The sequence below is a fragment of the Sediminimonas sp. genome (assembly GCF_024637375.1).
GTDB lineage: Bacteria > Pseudomonadota > Alphaproteobacteria > Rhodobacterales > Rhodobacteraceae > Sediminimonas.
The window spans coordinates 1-15,925 of sequence record NZ_JAGXFK010000083.1 but is presented as its reverse complement, the minus strand read 5'-3'; the positions used below and the strand labels follow the sequence as shown (position 1 = coordinate 15,925).

The 15,925-nt window shown below is 65.2% G+C and carries 17 protein-coding genes and 1 pseudogene; 9 read left to right on the top strand and 9 right to left on the bottom strand.

All coding sequences use genetic code 11. The features are described from left to right. A pseudogene (locus tag Q0L89_RS12900) lies at positions 1 to 423 on the bottom strand (Ppx/GppA family phosphatase); the annotation flags it as partial. A gap of 194 nt (positions 424 to 617) precedes the next feature. On the opposite strand from Q0L89_RS12900, the gene Q0L89_RS12895 reads away from it, so the two are divergent. The 3 genes from Q0L89_RS12895 to Q0L89_RS12885 are packed head-to-tail and all read left to right on the top strand — an operon-like array spanning position 618 to position 2,953. Continuing rightward, positions 618 to 920 (top strand): virulence factor, encoded by a 303-nt coding sequence (locus Q0L89_RS12895; RefSeq protein ID WP_296765810.1) that lies wholly within the window; start codon positions 618 to 620, stop codon positions 918 to 920. 38 nt (positions 921 to 958) lie between these two features. Then, on the top strand, positions 959 to 1,894 hold the full coding sequence (locus Q0L89_RS12890) for a methylenetetrahydrofolate reductase (protein ID WP_296765808.1): 936 nt from the start codon (positions 959 to 961) through the stop codon (positions 1,892 to 1,894). Positions 1,895 to 1,897: 3 nt separating this feature from the next. Next, a complete protein-coding gene (locus Q0L89_RS12885) occupies positions 1,898 to 2,953 on the top strand; it encodes a methyltetrahydrofolate cobalamin methyltransferase (protein ID WP_296765806.1) in 1,056 nt (351 codons plus the stop codon). A gap of 73 nt (positions 2,954 to 3,026) precedes the next feature. On the opposite strand, the gene Q0L89_RS12880 is transcribed toward Q0L89_RS12885, so the two are convergent. From Q0L89_RS12880 to Q0L89_RS12870, 3 genes are all read right to left on the bottom strand, one after another. Beyond that, complete coding sequence (locus tag Q0L89_RS12880) at positions 3,027 to 3,578, bottom strand: cytochrome P460 family protein (protein WP_296765804.1); 552 nt, start codon at positions 3,576 to 3,578, stop codon at positions 3,027 to 3,029. A 170-nt stretch (positions 3,579 to 3,748) separates the two neighbouring features. Continuing rightward, the gene (locus tag Q0L89_RS12875) at positions 3,749 to 4,321 is read right to left on the bottom strand and encodes a DUF882 domain-containing protein (protein WP_296765801.1); all 573 of its coding nucleotides are present in this window, start codon (positions 4,319 to 4,321) and stop codon (positions 3,749 to 3,751) included. 165 nt (positions 4,322 to 4,486) lie between these two features. Next, entirely contained in the window at positions 4,487 to 4,618 is a 132-nt protein-coding gene (locus Q0L89_RS12870; protein WP_296765799.1) for a hypothetical protein, read from the bottom strand. Between Q0L89_RS12870 and Q0L89_RS12865 the strand changes: the two genes are divergently transcribed. The 4 genes from Q0L89_RS12865 to Q0L89_RS12850 are packed head-to-tail and all read left to right on the top strand — an operon-like array spanning position 4,617 to position 8,876. After that, on the top strand, positions 4,617 to 6,242 hold the full coding sequence (locus Q0L89_RS12865) for a L,D-transpeptidase family protein (RefSeq protein WP_296765796.1): 1,626 nt from the start codon (positions 4,617 to 4,619) through the stop codon (positions 6,240 to 6,242). The genes Q0L89_RS12870 and Q0L89_RS12865 overlap by 2 nt on opposite strands. A 33-nt stretch (positions 6,243 to 6,275) precedes the next feature. Next, a complete protein-coding gene (locus tag Q0L89_RS12860; RefSeq protein WP_296765794.1) occupies positions 6,276 to 7,373 on the top strand; it encodes a UDP-3-O-(3-hydroxymyristoyl)glucosamine N-acyltransferase in 1,098 nt (365 codons plus the stop codon). 37 nt (positions 7,374 to 7,410) lie between these two features. Beyond that, complete coding sequence (locus Q0L89_RS12855) at positions 7,411 to 7,671, top strand: acyl carrier protein (protein ID WP_296765791.1); 261 nt, start codon at positions 7,411 to 7,413, stop codon at positions 7,669 to 7,671. Next, positions 7,668 to 8,876: a beta-ketoacyl synthase gene (locus Q0L89_RS12850; RefSeq protein ID WP_296765789.1), complete on the top strand. Its 1,209-nt coding sequence runs from the start codon at positions 7,668 to 7,670 to the stop codon at positions 8,874 to 8,876. The genes Q0L89_RS12855 and Q0L89_RS12850 overlap by 4 nt, the downstream gene beginning before the upstream one ends. A 62-nt stretch (positions 8,877 to 8,938) precedes the next feature. Here Q0L89_RS12850 and Q0L89_RS12845 read toward each other — a convergent pair whose 3' ends face one another. From Q0L89_RS12845 to Q0L89_RS12835, 3 genes are all read right to left on the bottom strand, one after another. Next, entirely contained in the window at positions 8,939 to 9,472 is a 534-nt protein-coding gene (locus Q0L89_RS12845; protein WP_296765787.1) for an invasion associated locus B family protein, read from the bottom strand. Positions 9,473 to 9,922: 450 nt separating this feature from the next. After that, positions 9,923 to 10,639: a DUF502 domain-containing protein gene (locus Q0L89_RS12840; protein ID WP_296765784.1), complete on the bottom strand. Its 717-nt coding sequence runs from the start codon at positions 10,637 to 10,639 to the stop codon at positions 9,923 to 9,925. Positions 10,640 to 10,719: 80 nt separating this feature from the next. Further along, positions 10,720 to 11,640, bottom strand: a complete 921-nt coding sequence (locus tag Q0L89_RS12835; protein WP_296765781.1) for a pseudouridine-5'-phosphate glycosidase — start codon at positions 11,638 to 11,640, stop codon at positions 10,720 to 10,722. A 256-nt stretch (positions 11,641 to 11,896) separates the two neighbouring features. On the opposite strand from Q0L89_RS12835, the gene rpsB reads away from it, so the two are divergent. Together rpsB and tsf are read left to right on the top strand one after the other, a co-directional pair. Next, positions 11,897 to 12,673 carry a 30S ribosomal protein S2 gene (gene rpsB / locus Q0L89_RS12830; protein WP_296765779.1) on the top strand — a complete coding sequence of 259 codons (777 nt, stop codon included), beginning with the start codon at positions 11,897 to 11,899 and terminating at the stop codon, positions 12,671 to 12,673. Between the two features lie 81 nt (positions 12,674 to 12,754). Then, positions 12,755 to 13,630: a translation elongation factor Ts gene (gene tsf, locus Q0L89_RS12825; protein WP_296765776.1), complete on the top strand. Its 876-nt coding sequence runs from the start codon at positions 12,755 to 12,757 to the stop codon at positions 13,628 to 13,630. Between the two features lie 400 nt (positions 13,631 to 14,030). Here the strand turns inward: tsf and Q0L89_RS12820 are convergent, their stop codons facing one another. After that, positions 14,031 to 14,783: a LuxR family transcriptional regulator gene (locus tag Q0L89_RS12820; RefSeq protein WP_296765774.1), complete on the bottom strand. Its 753-nt coding sequence runs from the start codon at positions 14,781 to 14,783 to the stop codon at positions 14,031 to 14,033. Then, entirely contained in the window at positions 14,780 to 15,229 is a 450-nt protein-coding gene (gene aroQ, locus Q0L89_RS12815; RefSeq protein ID WP_296765771.1) for a type II 3-dehydroquinate dehydratase, read from the bottom strand. Before aroQ ends, Q0L89_RS12820 begins: the two co-directional genes overlap by 4 nt. Positions 15,230 to 15,925 lie beyond the last annotated feature (696 nt).

The window sequence follows — 15,925 nt, the reverse complement described above, 5'->3', positions numbered from 1 at the left end:
AGATGTGTATAAGAGACAGGGGTTGATGATATCCAGGTGCAACCCGGTTTCGCGGCGCACACGCTTGATGAAGTCGCCGCCGTTGCGGGCACGCCGGCAGGCCTCGGTGGTCACCAGCCGCATGCGCACGACCTTGTGGCGCTTGATCTTCTGCTGACATATGCGCAGCGCCTGCAACGTGCGCGCCATCGAGCCACGGCTGAGCCGCCCCGTCGCGCCCAGGCCCGTGCCAAGCTGCACCGTCTTGGAAAAGCTGTCCACGACGTGGAACTGACTGCCCGCGGGTCGGGCAATCAGCATGCGGCAACTGTTTGTCCCCAGGTCCAGCGCGGCATAGAGGTCCGCCTGACCGGGGTGATTGGGCGCGGGGCTCTCAACCGGTATCGGGAATGCGCCCGCACAATAGGGACGCTTGGGCGCCATGACGTAACGCCCTCCATTTTCGAGTTGGCCCCAAGATATGCCGCCCGCGCCCCGCGCGCAAGCGTTGTAACGCCTCGCGAAAAGCCACACCCGTGCCAGGAGGTCGCTGGTTGCGGCTGTTCTGTCGAAAATCGCCCTCATGCGTGGCGCCTGCTGCTTTACCTGTGGCGCACCAAGCAAGGGGAATCACGGCCATGCCCGATGTGACCATAGTTTACTGGCGCGACATCCCGGCCCAGGTCATCGTCGGCAAGGGGCGCCGCGGCACCAAGCGGCCCCTGGCCGAACGGTTCGAGCAGGCCATAGACCGCGCGGCGATGAAGACCGGCGCCGCGGGCACCGACGACTACCTTGCCCAGTGGCGCAAGGCGGCCCCCTACACGGTGGAGGGCGACCCCGAGGAGGTTGCCGCGACCGAGGCCGCGCGCATCGAGGCTCACTACGATCAGGCGCGCATAAAGGCGCTGATCGACAACGATGGCTGGGCCGCTGCCTGATGAGCAGGCGCGCCGCAGCAAGATTATGGGAGGCCGCGATGGCTTTGCTGAACTTCCGCAAACGCACCGACGCTTTGAAACCGCTCAACCCGCAGATCGAGGCGCTGCTGCAAGGCTACTCGATCGAGGTGATGCCGCGCACCGCCGAGAAGGTCGAGGATTTCCGCGATCTGCTTCCGCAAGGCACGCGCGTCTACATAGCCCATATCGAGGGCACGCCGATCGACGACATGGTCGCCACCGCGCGGCGCCTGGCGCGCGAGGGGTACGCGGTGATGCCGCATTTCCCGGCCCGCATCATCAAGGACAAGGCGACGCTGGCAGACTGGATCGCGCGTTACCAGGGCGAGGCAGGCGTTGACCAGGCGCTGGTGATCGCCGGCGGCGTGGCACAGCCGCATGGCGCGTTCGACAGCTCGATGCAGCTTCTGGAAACGGGCCTGTTTGAAAAGACAGGGTTCAAGCGGCTGCACGTCGCCGGTCACCCCGAGGGCAACCGCGACATCGACCCCAACGGCGGCGGCGCCAACGTCTGGGACGCGCTGCGCTGGAAACAGACCTACAGCGAAGCGACCGGCGCCGAAATGGCGCTGGCCACGCAATTCGCTTTCGACGCGGGGTCGATCATTCGCTGGGCCGACGCCCTGCGCGAAGAGGGCATCACCCTGCCGGTGCATATCGGCATTGCCGGGCCGGCCAAGCTGCAGACGCTGATCAAGTTCGCCATCGCCTGCGGGGTTGGCCCGTCGCTGAAAGTGCTGCAAAGGCGGGCCATGGACGTGTCGAAGCTGCTGCTGCCCTACGAGCCGACCGAGGTACTGACCGACCTTGCCGCCCACAAGGCCGCGAACCCCGGCTCCAATATCGAGCGTGTCCATTTCTTTCCGATGGGTGGAATCAAGGCAAATGCCACCTGGGCCACCGACAATGGCGGCGCCGCCGGCGTCCCCGCCGCACAAACGCAACAAGGATAAGACATGACCCGCACCGTCGTTGAATCGAAGACGAAAACCGCCGTCATCGGGTTCGATCAGCCGTTCTGCGTGATCGGCGAGCGTATCAACCCCACGGGTCGCAAGAAACTGGCCGCCGAATTGGAGGCGGGCGACTTCTCGACCGTCGAGGCCGACGCCGTGGCGCAGGTTGCCGCCGGGGCCACGGTGCTGGATGTGAACGCGGGCGTCGTCTACAACTCCAACCCCAACCCCAACGAAACCGAACCGCCGCTGATGACCAAGGTGATCGAGCTGGTACAGGGGCTGGTGGACGTGCCCTTGTGCATCGACAGCTCGGTTCCCGCGGCGCTGGAGGCGGGTTTGCAGGCGTGCGAGGGGCGGCCGCTGCTCAACTCGGTCACCGGCGAGGAAGAGCGGCTGGAATACGTGCTGCCGCTGGTCAAGAAATACAACGTGCCGGTGGTGGCGATTTCCAACGATGACAGCGGCATTTCCGAAGACCCCGACGTGCGCTTCGAAGTCGCGCGCAAGATCGTGCGGCGCGCCGCCGATTTCGGCATCCCCGCGCATGATATCGTGGTCGACCCGTTGGTGATGCCGGTGGGCGCCATGGGCACCGCCGGGTCGCCGGTGTGTTCTCTGGTGCGGCGCCTGCGCGAGGAACTGGGCGTCAACACCACCTGCGGCGCGTCGAACATCAGCTTCGGCCTGCCCAACCGGCACGGGATCAACAACGCCTTTTTGCCGATGGCCATGGGGGCGGGCATGACCAGCGCGATCATGAACCCGATCGCCCTGCCGGTAAAACAGGCCGAGATCGAAGCCAGGAAAGCCCAGGCGGTTGCCGCGGGTGTCGAGATTCCTGCCGATATGGATGACGAGACCTTCTGCAAGCTGTTCAACCTGGGCTCGACCAAGCCGCGTCCGGGCCGCGAGATGGAGGCGATCCGCGCCGCCAACTTCCTGACCAACAACGACCCCTCCGGCGCCGCCTGGATCCGGTTCAACAAATCCCCCGACGCCGAAACCGGCGCCGGGGGCGGGCGCGGAACCGGCCGCCGGCGCCGCCGCGGCTGAGGCCGGCGCCACATGAGCACGAAGAAAGGGGCCCACGCCGTGGGCCCCTTTGCACCTTTCAGACGGCGTGCGCTCAGTTGGCGACGTGGTCAGTGGTGAACAGGTAGTCGTCACCCGGCGCGGCCGCGTGGCAGGCGATGCAGCCCGCGTCCATGCCCTTGGCCACGCGCCCGGCCAGTTGCATGCCCTTTGGGTTCTTGTCGAGCGAGCCATCGGGCAGGTACTTGGCCCAGAACCAGTTCTGGTTGTCGGCGTCGTAGCCGTCCTCGCGCTTGAACATCACCGTGACGGCGCCAAGGTGTTTGCCGGGGTTCACGAGCACCTCGTCGGCGCTGACGCCCTCGGGGCCGTAATTGCGCTTGATGACCAGCGCGCCCTCGTGCCCGTCAACCGTGGCCGTGGTGTAGAGCGTCTCCAGCATCTTGCCATGCGGCGCAATTCCCTGGTAGGGGAAGGTGCGCACCATGTCCGGGCCGGCAAAGCCGATATCGTTCATCGTCTGCCAGACCATGTCGGCATAGGCGGTGTCCTTGTCGGTACCGAAGGGCGGCTTCATGTCCTGTGCAAGGGCCGCTCCGCCCAGCAGCGTTGCGGCGATCAGCGCGGCGGTGAAGTTTCTTGTCATGTCATACCTCCTTGAGATGGCTGGTTGGCTATCTGCGAGGAGGGTAGCAGGCGCAGCGAAGACGGTGTGTCACGATGCCGCACGATCTCGTGAAAATCCGTGATCCGACACCCGAAAACCCCGCCGCGGACGCGCCGGGCGGAGGATGCCAGGTTGCCGGGGCAGGGGGGTCAGCGCCCCCAGCTACGCACCGCTCCGCAATCCATGTGCACGAAATCCGAGCGCGTGTAGCGCCCGACGCCCCCGGCGTGACACGACAGCGCGGCGCGCGCCACCTGATCAACCGTGCGCGAGGCGAGGCGCAGGTCGTTGGCCTGGCCCTTGAGGTGTAGCGAGTTCTTGGCGACGCCACTGGACCGGCGACGCAGCATCGCGTTGGTTTCGGGGCTGCGATAGCCCGACAGCAGCAGGTAGGGCTCGCTCACGTCAAGCAACGCATGGGTGGCGGCGGCAATGTCGATGGTGCGCGTGTCGATCTTCTTGATCTGGTCGGTGCGCCAGTCGCGCATGAAGAAGTCGATCTCGGCCAGCGCGTCGCGGATATAGGAGCCCTCGATCCAGTAGATCGTGTCCAGTGTCTCCCCGGTGCGGCCGTTGTACATCCGGACCCTGCGTATGTCTCCGGCCCCTCTCAGGAAACCGGCCGCCCGGCCGAAAGTAGGGGCTGCGGTTAGGGCCGTTGCCGCGAAGGCGCCCATGAGCGCGCCACGGCGGGTGATCTTGGTTGTGCCTGTGTTTGTCATGTCGTCAGCGCTGTCCCGTCGCTAAAGGTCATGTGTGGCCGTGATGTTACACGGTCTCGTTCGCGTATCACTTGCTCGTGAATAATGTCTTGCACGAATCGATTTGTCGTCCAAGCAGCATTTCCCCGCGATGGCGGAATCTTGCCATTTGCTGCATCCTGTCGGTCAGGTGCGCGATTCGATGTGGCTTTCGGGGCGGGCATTCGGGCGGCTGATGCGAATGTGAGTGGACAGGCGCGGGTGTATCGCGTTGAACTGGAAGATGTATTGGAAACTGACTTTTGGGAAGAATCTCATGATGCTGCTTCGGCGTTTCCGCCCCCTCGACACATCGCTGCGTGCCTGGCTCGCGGCTCTGGCCTGCATCGCGACGGTTTTTTCCGTCACACCGGCTGACGCGCAGGTAACGGCATTCAAGCAGGCGGTCGCCGAGGCGGCCGCGTCCGACCGCTACATTGCGGCGTTCTACCGCGACCGCGGCTTCGCCCCGATCTGGACCGGCGACGACCCCGCGCACACGGCGCGGCGCAAGGCGCTGATCGCGGCGCTTGAGCGCGCGCCGCTGCACGGGCTGCCGCGCGGCGGGGCCATTGACCCGGCGCGGCTGCTCGACGCGATGGCGCAGGTGCGTACCGTGCGCGATGTCGGCCGCGTCGAGGTGGCCCTGTCGAAGGCGCTGCTGGCTTACGGGCGCGATGTGCAGACCGGCGTTCTGGTGCCCGGCAGCGTCGACAGCGGCATCGTGCGCCAGGTGCCCTACCGCGACCGGTTGTCCTACCTGGTGGATTTCGTCGCCGGCGACCCGGCCGACTTCCTGAAGTCGCTGCCGCCGCAATCGAATGAATATCGGCGGTTGATGAAGGCGCGGTTGCACCTTGAAGATGTCATCGCGCGCGGTGGCTGGGGCCCGCGCGTGCGAAGCCGCGGGTTGGAACCGGGCGCGCAAGGCGGTGCGGTCGTCGCCCTGCGCGACCGGCTGGTCGCCATGGGCTACCTCGAACGCAGCGCGCGCCAGAGCTACGACGCCGACATGCAGCGCGCGGTTCAGGACTTCCAGGTTGATCACGGGCTCGAAACCGACGGGGTGGCCGGCCCCAGCACCGTTGCGGCGCTGAACGTGCCTGCCGAGGAGCGGCTGAAATCGGTCATTGTGGCGATGGAACGCGAACGCTGGCTGCCGCGCGACCGTGGCGAGCGGCATATCCTTGTCAACCTCACCGACTTCACTGCAAAGATCATCGACGACGGCGAGGTGACGTTTCGCACCCGCTCGGTGGTGGGGGCGGCGAACCCCGACCGGCGCAGCCCCGAGTTCTCGGACGTGATGGACCACATGATCATCAACCCGACATGGCATGTGCCGCGTTCGATCGCGGTCAACGAGTACCTGCCGCAAATGCAGCGAAACCCCCACGCGGTTTCGCACCTGCGGGTCGTGGACGGCAGCGGGCGGGTCGTGCCGCGCTCGGCCATCGATTTCACCCGGTACACGCGCAACACCTTTCCCTTCGATATCAAGCAACCGCCGTCGAACAGCAATGCGCTGGGGCTGGTGAAGTTCATGTTCCCCAACCGCCACAACATCTATTTGCATGACACGCCCGCCAAGCACTTGTTTGAACGGGAAAAACGTGCTTTCAGCCACGGCTGCATCCGCCTGAAGCAGCCCTTCGAATTCGCCTACAGGCTGCTGGCACCGCAGACCGACGACCCCCAGGGGTTGTTCCATTCGATCCTCAGAACCGGGCGCGAAACCAGGGTGGATCTTGAACAGACGGTGCCCGTTCACCTGATCTATCGTACCGCCGTGACCTCGGCCAAGGGGCGCACGGGCTACCGCGACGATGTCTACGGACGCGACGCGAGAATCTGGAACGCCCTGCAGGCCGAAGGGGTGGCGTTGCGCGCACTTCGGGGATAAGTCTGATCCCGAAGCTTTCGGGGTGGGGCTGCAATGGGCCATAGCATCAGGGAAATCGCCGAAGCGATCGGCGCCCGCGCGCATGGCGACGTGGACATCCGCGTCGCGCGCGTGGCCGAACCCGCCGATGCCCGCGCCGACGACCTGGCGCTTGCCATGCGCCCGGATTACGCCGAGGGGCTGAGCCGCGGCCAGGCGCGCGCCGCGATGCTGTGGGAAGGCGCCGATTGGCAGGCCTTCGGGCTTTCCGCCGCGATCACCGCGTCACGCCCGCGCTTTGCCATGTCGGGGCTGTCGGCGCTGATGGATCGCGCGCGCCCACAGCCGGGGCAGGGGGTTCACCCGTCATCCGTTGTCGACCCGGCGGCGCAACTGGCCCCGGATGTCACCGTAGGGCCGCTGGCGGTGGTCTGTGCGGGGGCCGAAGTGGGCCCCGGCGGCGTGATCGGCGCGCAGTGCTTTGTCGGCGAGGGCGCACGCATCGGGCCGGACTGCCTGCTCCATGCCGGGGTGCGCATCGGCGCCGGCGTGGCGATCGGCGCGCGTTTCGTCGCCCATCCCGGCGCGGTGGTGGGCGCTGACGGGTTTTCCTTCGTCACCCCCGAGGAATCGGCGGTCGAGCGCGCGCGCGACACCCTGGGCGATGCCTCGGGCGCGGCGCAAGGCCAGGCCTGGGCGCGCATCCACAGCCTGGGCGGCGTGCGCATCGGCGACGACGTCGAACTGGGCGCCAACAGTTGCATCGACCGCGGAACCGTGCGCGACACGGTGGTCGGCAACGGCGTGAAATTCGACAACCTGGCCCAGATCGGGCATAACGTGGTGATCGGCAACGATTGCATGATCTGCGCGCAGGTCGGTGTCGCGGGATCGTCACGCATCGGAAATAGCGTCGTTCTTGGAGGGCAAACCGGGGTGAGCGACAATCTGACGATCGGCGACAACGTAATCACCGGAGGTGCCACCAAGGTTCTGGCCAACGTGCCGGCGGGGCGTGTCATGCTGGGCTACCCGGCGATGAAGATGGACAACCATGTCGAGGTCTACAAGGGCCTGCGCCGTTTGCCGCGCCTATACCGCGAGGTCGCGCAACTGCGCGACGCGATCGCCCGGCTCACCCGCAACGGTTAGGCCATCGGATCAACACCACAGGGAAGGGCGCACCGTCATGGATGTCAGGACAAAGGTGATCGAGATCATCGCCGAGCAGGCCGTGCTGGAGCCATCGGACGTGACGATGGACAGCACGCTTGCCGATCTGGGGATCGACAGCCTCGGCATGGTCGAAAGCATCTTCGCCATCGAGGAGGCCTTCGATATCTCGGTTCCGTTCAACGCCAACGCCCCCAACGAAAGCGATTTCGACATCTCCTCGGTCGCAACGATCGTGGCCGGCGTCGAAAAGCTGATCGCCGAGCAAAAGACATGAAACGCGTTGTCATTACCGGCGCCGGGACCATCAACGCGCTGGGCCATGACGTGGACAGCACCCTCGACGCGATGCGCGAGGGGCATTGCGGGATCGGACCGCTGGAGTTTCGCGATGTCGAGCGCCTGGCGATCCGCATCGGCGGGCAGGTCAAGGGGTTTGCCGCCGAAGCAGAATTCAACCGTCAGCAGATGGTGCTTTACGACCGGTTCACGCAGTTCACGCTGATGGCGGCGCGGCAGGCGATCGCGCAGTCGGGGCTGGAGTTCTCGGGCGAGCTGGCGGCGCGTGCGGGCGTCGTGCTGGGCACCGCGGGCGGCGGCGTTAGCACCTGGGACGACAATTACCGGGCTGTTTACGAAGAGGGCAAGAACCGCGTGCATCCGTTCGTGGTGCCCAAGCTGATGACCAACGCCGCGACCAGCCATGTCAGCATGGCATACAACCTCAAGGGGCCGTCGTTCACCGTCTCGACGGCGTGCGCCTCGTCCAATCACGCCATGGGCCAGGCGTTCCATCTGGTGCGCAGCGGTGCCGCGCCGGTGATGATAGCTGGCGGATCGGAATCGATGCTGTGCTTCGGCGGTATCAAGGCGTGGGAGGGCCTGCGGGTCATGAGCCGCGACGCATGCCGCCCGTTCAGCGCCAACCGCAACGGCATGGTGCAGGGCGAGGGCGCGGGCGTCTTCGTGTTCGAGGAATACGAGCACGCCCGCGCCCGCGGCGCCGACATCATGGCCGAGATCAGCGGCTTCGCCATGACGTCGGACGCCTCGGACATCGTGATGCCCTCGAAACAGGGGGCGGCGCACGCCATGGCGGGGGCGTTGCGCGATGGCGCGATAGACGCGACCGAGGTGGGATACATCAACGCCCACGGCACCGGCACGGCAGCCAACGACAAGACCGAGTGCATGGCCGTGGCGGACGTTTTCGGCCACCACGCCGACAAGCTGATGATCTCGTCGACCAAGTCGATGCACGGACACCTGATCGGGGCCACCGGCGCGGTCGAGCTTCTGGCCTGCATCATGGCCTTGCGCGACGGCGTTATAGCGCCGACCATCGGATACGAGGAATTCGACCCCGAATGCGCGCTCGACGTGGTGCCCAACGCGGCGCGCGAGGCCAAGGTGGATGTCGTGCTGAGCAACGCATTCGCCTTCGGCGGGCTGAACGCGGTGTTGGCATTGCGCCGGATCTGACACGGACGCCGGCAGCGGGGCCACCGGGCGCGATGGCCCCCGCGCCGCGGTCGGCGCCGCCGTTATTGCGGATTCAGGACCGAGGTCTTGTCATAGCTGGCGGTGAAGCCCAGCAGCGACATGTCGAGCGTCACACGCTGATCCGGGGCCACGAAGGGCACCAGCGACACGGTGGCGGTCTTGCCGCCCTTGAAGGTGTCGATGTCCTCCTGCGTGAAACCGATCCGGGCATAGCAGCCCATCTGATCGCAGACCGAGAACGGGTAGCGCTTGGCGGGGTTGTCATCCACCTGGATGGTCAATTGCGCGGTCAGCAGCGTCTCCAGCGGCACTGAGACCACCGCGCCAGCCGCGGCACGGTTGCCCTCGGGCAGGCGGAAAAAGCGGACATTGGCGACCTGGTTGTCCTCTTCGTCCATCAGCGCCTGGAACATCTGGCAAGGCTCTTCGCCATCGGGCAGCTCGACGCATTCCAGCGACCAGTCGTCGATCTCCTCCTTGACGTAGGGCTGAGCCCCGCCCTCGGCCGGCTCGCCGAGGCTGAGCCCGTCTGCACCGTTGGCGTCTTGCGCCGACAGCGGCGCGGCCATGGCCATCAGGGCAATAAAGGGGAGCGTTTTCAGGTATCCTTGCATGATGTCTTTCCGTGAATGATTGTTTTCGAAGCTCGTTTCGCGACATGTTTATCATGCCGTCCCTGGCTTGTCAGGCCGGCATTGCGCGATGCGCGGTTCGGTGCGCGGCGATCAGGTAGCCCAACCGGCGCGTCCAGACCCGGGTCCATAAGAAAAGGGGCCGGTGTGGCCCCTTTCCGTTGGTTTTCTCCCTGCCGGACTGGCCGGTCTTGGTTTTCTGTCGAGAGGCTAGGACGATTCATCGCAGCGGTCAACAGTCTAGCGCGATGCCTGGGCGGCACAAAAGGGGCCGCACCCGGGGGTGCGGCCAGTCCAACAGGGAGGAAACGCGCCTGTGCCGCGCGGCGACGCGCGATGCCCACGGCCCGCGCCACGGGGCGTGCAGGGTCCAGCATGACACGGCAGGGTTAATCAATCGTTTCCACCGCTTGGCGCGGTCAGCCGCGGGCCGTCGGGCTGAACGGGGCGCTGTTGGTTGGGATAGACAAGACCGGCCGAGATCACCAGCTTCGCGGCATCCTCGATGCTCATGTCCAGCTCGTGGACGTCCGAGGCGGGAAAGAACAGCAGAAATCCCGATGTCGGGTTGGGGGTCGTAGGGACGAAAACGCTCAACAGCGCGTCGCCGTCGGTGTCGACATGCGCGGCGATTTCGCCCCTCGCTTGGGTCGAGATGAACCCGATCGACCAGATGCCGCGGCGCGGGTATTCCACCAGGCACGCCTTCTCAAACGATCGCTCGGACTGCGCGAACACGGTCTCGGCAATCTGTTTGACCCCGGAATAGACCGAACGGACAACCGGCATGCGCGCCACGATCGACTCGGCCAGCCCGATCAGCGACCGACCGATCAGCCCCTTGGCCACCCAGCCCACGATGATGGTGAAAACCAAGAATATGATAAGCCCGATGCCGCGCAAAGGGATGCCGATATAGCGCTCTGGGTGAAACTGGTAGGGCACCAGCGGCAGCACCACGCCATCGACCCAGCCGACAAGCGTCCAGATCAGCCAGATCGTCAAGCCCACCGGCGCAATCACCACCAGACCGGTCAGAAAGCTCGACCTTAGCCGCGCGAACAGGCCGGGGCGGCGCGGTCTCGGGTCCGGGTCGAAAGGCATGCTCATCGGCGGGGTCCGTTCATCTGTTGTGGCCGGTATCTAGGCGCGGCGTCCCATCATCACAATGGGCCGCGGCACGCGCCCGATCATGCGATATGGCCGGTGTCTGCCAGCTCGATCGCGATCTCTGCGGCCAGGCTGGCGTTGTTGCGCAACAGCGCGATGTTGGTTTGCAGCGCGCGCCCGCCCGTCAGGTCGTGGATGCGGCGCAGCAGGAAGGGCGTGAGCGCCTTGCCGGTGATGCCCATCTCCTCGGCATCGAGGTTGGCCTGCGCGATGACCGGGCGCATCTCGGATTGGGGTATCTCGTCGGCATGCGGAACCGGGTTGGCCACCAGTTGCCCGCCCGGAATGCCGAGGCCCGCGCGGATCCGGTGCGCGCGGGCAAGTTCGTTGGCGCTGTCCATGCGCAGCGGGGCCTGCAATTCGGACGTGGCCGACCAGAATGCGGGCAGCGTGTCCTGGCGGTAGGCGATCACCGGGACGCCCAGCGTTTCCAGCACCTCCAGCGTGCGCGGCAGATCGAGGATTGCCTTGGCCCCGGCGCAGACCACGATCACCGGCGTCGCCGCCAGCTCGTGAAGATCGGCGGAGATGTCGAAACTGTCCGTGGCGCCCTTGTGAACCCCGCCGATGCCGCCGGTGGCGAAGACCGGGATGCGCGCCTGCGCCGCGGCGATCATCGTGGCGGCGACGGTGGTGGCACCGCTGCCGCCGGTGGCGATACAGGCGGCCAGGTCGGCACGGCTGAGCTTGGCGACGCGCCGCGCCTGCGCCAGCGATTCCAGCTGCGCGTCGCGCAGCCCGACGCAAAGCTGCCCATCCCGCACCGCGACGGTGGCGGGCACGGCGCCGGCGGCGCGCACGTCCGTTTCCACGCGCCGGGCTGTTTCCAGGTTTTGCGGCCATGGCATGCCATGGGTGAGAACGGTGCTTTCCAACGCCACGATCGGCTTGCCCTGCTTGCGTGCGCGGGCCACCTCGGGCGACAGCGACAGAACGCTCATGGCGTATCCTTCTTGCGGTGCGGACGGGCAATATCGTGCCGTATTGCCGCGCGCGCGGCGCGCACGCAAGCCCCCGCGCGGCCCAAGGTGTCGAAACGGGGCTTGTAGAGCGCTGCGAAACCGGCTAAGCGGCGGCCACTGAAATCCCGCAGGCGGGGTCGGGTCGACGGGACAGACAGCCCCCGGACGGTCCACCGGTTGGAGCATGACGCTTTCACACCCCCGCCAAGGCGTAAACCGGAAAAGGAATACGATCATGGCTCTTCCCGAGTTCAATCTGCGTCAGCTACTCGAAGCCGGCGTGCACTTCGGCCACCAGACCTCGCGCTGGAACCCGCGCATGGCCGAGTTCATCTACGGCGCCCGCAACGGCATCCACATCATCGACCTGACGCAGACCGTGCCGATGTTCGACGCGGCACTGAACGCGATTCGCGAAACCGTCGCCAAGGGCGGCCGGGTGCTGTTCGTGGGCACCAAGCGCCAGGCCAGCGCCCCCGTCGCCGACGCCGCCGAGAAATGCGCGCAATACTACATGAACCATCGCTGGCTGGGCGGCACGCTGACCAACTGGCAGACGGTGTCGAAATCCATCGCGCGGCTCAAGCATATCGACGAGTTGATGGAAGGCGGCGCCGAAGGCCTGACCAAGAAGGAACGACTGGGCCTCGAACGCGAGCAGGCGAAACTGCAAGCCAGCCTCGGCGGTATCCGCGAAATGGGCGGCGTGCCGGACATGCTGTTCGTCATCGACGTCAAGAAGGAACAACTGGCAGTGGCCGAGGCCAAGAAGCTGGGCATTCCGGTGGTGGCGGTCGTCGACACCAATTGCTCGCCTGATGGCGTGGATTATATCATCCCCGGCAACGACGACGCGGCCCGTGCCATCGCGCTTTACTGCGATCTGGTCAGCCGCGCCGCGCTCGATGGCATGACCGCACAGATGGGCGCCGCCGGCGTCGACCTTGGCGCGCTGGAAGAGGCCCCCGCCGAGACGGCGACGACCGAGGCGCCGCAAGAAAACGCCGGCTGAGGCACGCGTCACGAAAACGATACCGGGGCGCGGGATAACCCGCCCTCGCACCTATTTGTCAAATCCGAGGAGAGCCGAACCATGGCTATCACTGCTGCACAGGTGAAACAGCTGCGCGACAGCACGGGCGCAGGCATGATGGATGCCAAGAAGGCGTTGACCGAAACCGACGGCGACATGGACGCCGCCGTCGACTGGCTGCGTACCAAGGGCCTGTCGAAGGCGGCAAAGAAGTCGGGCCGCACCGCAGCCGAGGGTCTCGTGGCCGTGAGCATCGAGGGCAACACCGGCGTCGCGATCGAAGTCAACGCCGAAACCGATTTCGTCGCCAAGAACGCCGAATTCCAGGGCATGGTCGCCGACATCGCCAGGGCGGCGCTGAAGGTCGACGATGTCGACGCGCTGGCCCAGGCAGACATCGGCGGCAAGAGCGTCGCCGACACCCTGACCGACAAGATCGCCAAGATCGGCGAGAACATGTCGCTGCGCCGCATGCGGAAGCTGCAGGGCGACACGCTGGTGTCCTATGTCCACAACGCAATGGCCGACGGCATGGGCAAGATCGGCGTGCTGGTCGCGACCAGCGGCGGCGGCGAAGACTTCGCGCGCCAGGTGGCGATGCACGTCGCGGCCGCCAACCCCGCCGCGCTCGGCGAGGCCGATCTCGACCCGGCCATCGTCGAGAAGGAACGCCAGGTCCAGATGGAAATCGCACGCGAATCCGGCAAGCCCGAACAGGTCATCGAGAAGATGATCGAGGGCCGGATGAAGAAGTTCATGTCCGAAGTCACGCTCACGGGGCAGGCTTTCGTGGTCAACCCCGACCTGACCGTTGCCGAAGCCGCCAAGGAGGCGGGGGCCGAGATCACCGGTTTCATCCGCATGGAAGTGGGCGAGGGTATCGAGAAGCGCGAAGAAGATTTCGCCGCCGAGGTCGCCAAGGCCGCGCAAGGCTGATCGCGTAAGCAGATCATGCCTGCCTGCCCCTGCCGGCGCGGCGGGCGGACGAAAAAGGACGGTGCCACCTCTGTTTTCAGGGGTGGCACCGTGCGATTCCACCAAGCCAGCCAGATGGGGATGGGGTGGGCCGGTGGAATTTCGAGCCGACCCGGAGCGCGGATCAATACGCGTCCAGGCCGACAACCCGGCAAGAACCGGAAGAGCGCGCAGCGCCCGGTAATTCCCGGGGTGCGCACCCTCGTTCCAAAGGCCAAGCCTCCACTCACGGAACACTGATAGACTGCCCGTTAAGGCCCGAGCGTGAAAGTGGGGGAATCCTGACCTTGCGTCAACCAGGTGTTTCCTGTGCACAATCCAGAACTGTTTTGCGAATCACCTGACAGCCTTGGGTTGCACCTCAGAAAACGTACATCTGGTGGAGAAGCGTCGCCTTGAGCACCGCCTGCGCCGTGGTCTCGACGCCAAGCGCCTGCCGGGCCAGGCGCAGGTGCTTTTCCACCATCGCGCGCGACAGGTTCATCAGAATGGCGATGTCCTGCGTGGTCTTGCCATCGCCCACCCATTCCAGAACCTCGCGCTGGCGCGCGGTGAGCTTGCGCTCGGGCGGGGCATAGGGCAGGGAGGTGATCTTGAGATGGGCCACGTTGTTCATCAACAGGATGTCGGTACCGTGCCGCGCCCATGTGGCATCGACTTGCGACTGCGTCAGATCGGGGCGCGCGGCGAGGCCGATCGCGCCCTTGGCGCGCGACGATACCGCGCGAAAACTGATCGAATAGCCCGCGAAGACCTGCATCGAGCGGTTGAACTCGACAACCCGGCGCTGCGCGTCTGTCAGGCTGCCATCGGCGATCATCCGTTCCAAGCGGGACCAACTGCAACATCCTTCATGGTTCAGCGCCCATTGCGTCATTGGCGCGTCGAAGTAGAGGTTATCGCCGATAAATCGCTCGATATAGGGTTTGGGGTGGTTGGACAGCAAGATGAAATCGGCCGGGTCGCCCAGCGACGTCGAGGTGCGGTAATTGGTGAGCCCGTAGAGCATGCGGTCGAAGCCGTACTCGGCCATGGCGCGGGTATGCATATCCCACAACTCTTCCAGGCTCTGCGCGTTGGTCAGGGCCAGAAGATACTGCGAGATCGACTTCATGTCGTGCCGGACCCGTCAAGATGACCGACCAGCGCCTCGATCGCCAGCCCGTAGCCGGCCGCGCCGAAGCCGCAGATCTGCCCGATGGCCACGGGCGCGATGTAAGAATGGCGCCTAAACTCTTCGCGTGCATGAATATTCGACAGGTGCAACTCGACCACCGGCAATTGCGTTGCGGTGATCGCGTCCATCAGGGCCACCGAGGTGTGCGTGTAGGCGCCGGCGTTCAGCACCACGCCACTGTGACGCTCGCGGGCCTCGTGGATCAGATCGACCAGGCGGCCTTCGCTGTTGCTTTGCGCAAAGCCGGCCTCGATACCCAGCGTCGCGGCCTTTTCGCGGCACATCGCCTCGATATCGGCAAGGGTGGCGTGGCCGTAGACCTCGGGCTGCCGGGTGCCCAGCAGGTTCAGGTTCGGTCCGTTCAGGATCAGGATGGACATCATGAAAGATCACCGCGAGTCGACGACATACTCGTTATCATTAGCGTGCAGACAGACGCGGAAAAACTTTTCCTGATGTTCAAATTCAAAACAAGGCCTTGCGCGATATTTTTGCCGCGCCGCGTGTGCGAGTGTGACTTCAAGGAAGCCGTTCAACACCTTGATTATATGAAAGGTAGATCGTGCGCGATTGTTGGAGTGACATTCTACTAATTAACATAATACTTATTATGCGCATTTTTGATGCACGCCTGCGGGAACGTGCCCGACCGGTTGTATTCGTGATTCCACACCCGGAGCGCCTATCTCGTGCGACACTTGCCTGCGGAATGGTGCGCGCTTGGAAAGCCAGCGCCTGCCCGCACCGACGTTCAGCAGGTTCTGGCCGCGTTCCTAGGCTGTGGCACGTTTGGCACCACGTTTACACAGTCCATTGAGGCTCTGATGATTTTAACAGATGGCCTCCGCGTGACCGTTGCGCGCTGTTGCCCGTCCCTGCCCATGACGGGAACGGGCGATGCCACTGCCCAGCGATCAGGTCGCGGGCCGGTGCTGCATTTAACAGGCTGCTGAAAAACCCCGCCTGGACAGGGATTTGAGAACATGATTCACCCTTTTCAGATCACGAAGGGGGTGATGATGCGCGGGACGGACGAGGCGAGCGGGTCGCTGTTCAGCTATGTGGACCTTGAGGAACGG